Below are 2,014 nucleotides of genomic sequence, written 5' to 3'. Positions count from 1 at the left end.
CCAGTTTATAAACCTCTCTTTTAACTTTACCCATAGCTCTTTTGACAAAGGGCGGTGCATTTAATTTATTATATTCCCTTATAAGTGGTTCCATATATTTTATAAACTCATCAAAGTCTTTTCTCTGTTCTGCTATTTTATATGCCTTAAAACTTTCTTGTGAAAGTAATGTTCTTTTTTTAAATATTCTTTTCCTTTTTGAACTATGATTATTACTCGGTTCTACTCTTTTATCTGGTCTCCATTCGTTATTTTGGTCTTTTAGATATAGTCGGTAGGAAAGTCCATCTCTTCTATGACGAAATCCACCGGCCTGTGACTGATAAACTTTTTTCGAACTAAGATCCTCAATATGAATGGTATTATCCCGGTTTTCTTCAAATATCTTTTCTATAATAGGGTTTCTTACTACGATTACATTAGTCCCCATACTATCATTGGAATATTCCGGAAGCCATGCGTCACCTACTGTTACATCAGCAGTCTCCGCTAAGACATCATCACAAAATTCACATGCATTGTATTTAAACATTCCTTGTCCCCAATTCGTTGTATATAATTCTTTCGTTGGGGAACTTAGTACAACATCATCTCCATCTTTCTCACCTTTGACTTCAACACCATAATTATTAGCAGCTCTACCTTCTAACTTTTTCCTAAAATCAATTTCTTTTAATTTATCTGGTTCTATTCCCAATTGCCAGCCTATAGACTTTGCAAATATGTTACTTTTTAAATGACCGCATACGAGACCTATAAAGAATTTAATTCGATCGTTTATTACTTTATCTTGTTCCGCTAATAATCGTACCCCTTTAATATAACAAGGTATTCCTATTAATGCATACCTACCTTCATTTTCTTTTACAAATTGAAGTACTTGAGACATTTCTATAGGATAATATTTTGATTTGGCACCTTTAGATAACTCATCTATAGTATAAGAGATCTGATAATCAAACAAATTATTATCCGAACTTGATTTCACATGAATTATGCCATCAACAAGATTTTTTTTAAAAAGTTGAGTAGCAATCCAGTTTCCCATGCCTCCAGAGCTTCCTTTTGATCTAAATTCTCCTTCTATTACATATCCTGCATAACTCTTGATATAATATCCTGAATATTTATCGAACCTAATATTACTTACTTCTCCAAAGACGTTCTTCCCTATTTCTGACTCTTTATCATTATCTCTTGCAAATGGACATACAGATAAAGCACTAATTTTCATATTTGCATCATGATTATCTTCCTTTAAAGAGGGCTGATACTTTCCATCCTCATTTATTTTCATAGTTAGCGGAGATTCTGCTAAACTTGCGCATAGTCCACAACCTATACAATAATCATTTTTTACTACTGTATCCATTAATTCCTTAATATTTCCATTCATTTTTTCACATCCTTTATTGCATCATAAACCTATCTTCTTAGTACCAAGTTTCCAAATTTAATTATAATCGATGAAAATAACTCTTTTTCATATTTATTTAATCCCAGTACCCACAATAAAATTGTAAAAGTAAATGAGTATAGTAATATATTAAACGACATTAATAACACATTTTCAAAATTAAATATGTAGTTAATCCCAATACCCATTAATAGTGAAAGCACCATTGGGAGAGACATTAGAATAATATTCTTCCAAAATAGGAGCATATTAATTCCAATTCTGCGGTGATAATAAATATTCATGATAATAGTATTACCTATTGTTAATGAAATTGCAGTAGCAACTGCAGCACCAATGCCACCGAATCCTTGTGCTAAAGGTATAGTTATAACAATGTTTAATACTGCAATAAAAATTAATACTACCGATCTGAATTTTTGTAAATTCTTCGCATACAGTATAGAAATACCAAAATTTTGAAATAAAGGAATAGTCAACGGTATCATTACTATGAGAGTTATATAATAAGCATTATCATAATCACTACCAGCCCATAAATTGATAAAAGGTTGCCCGAATAATATAAAACCAGTTAAGATATAAGCCAATATTATA

The 2,014-nt window shown here is 30.9% G+C and carries 2 protein-coding genes; both read right to left on the bottom strand.

Annotated features, from left to right (window positions below; all coding sequences use genetic code 11):
• Positions 1-1,396 (bottom strand): Coenzyme F420 hydrogenase/dehydrogenase, beta subunit C-terminal domain (locus VK071_10635; GenBank protein ID HLR35765.1); only part of this gene is annotated, 1,396 nt, incomplete at its 3' end.
• A 29-nt stretch (positions 1,397-1,425) separates the two neighbouring features.
• A partial coding sequence (locus tag VK071_10630) for a polysaccharide biosynthesis C-terminal domain-containing protein (protein HLR35764.1) occupies positions 1,426-2,014 on the bottom strand: 589 nt, incomplete at its 5' end.

The sequence above is a fragment of the Tissierellales bacterium genome (assembly GCA_035301805.1).
In the GTDB taxonomy this organism is placed as follows: Bacteria; Bacillota; Clostridia; order Tissierellales; family DATGTQ01; genus DATGTQ01.
Note: the sequence above shows the minus strand (reverse complement) of the source record. Positions and strands in the feature narration are given on the sequence as shown.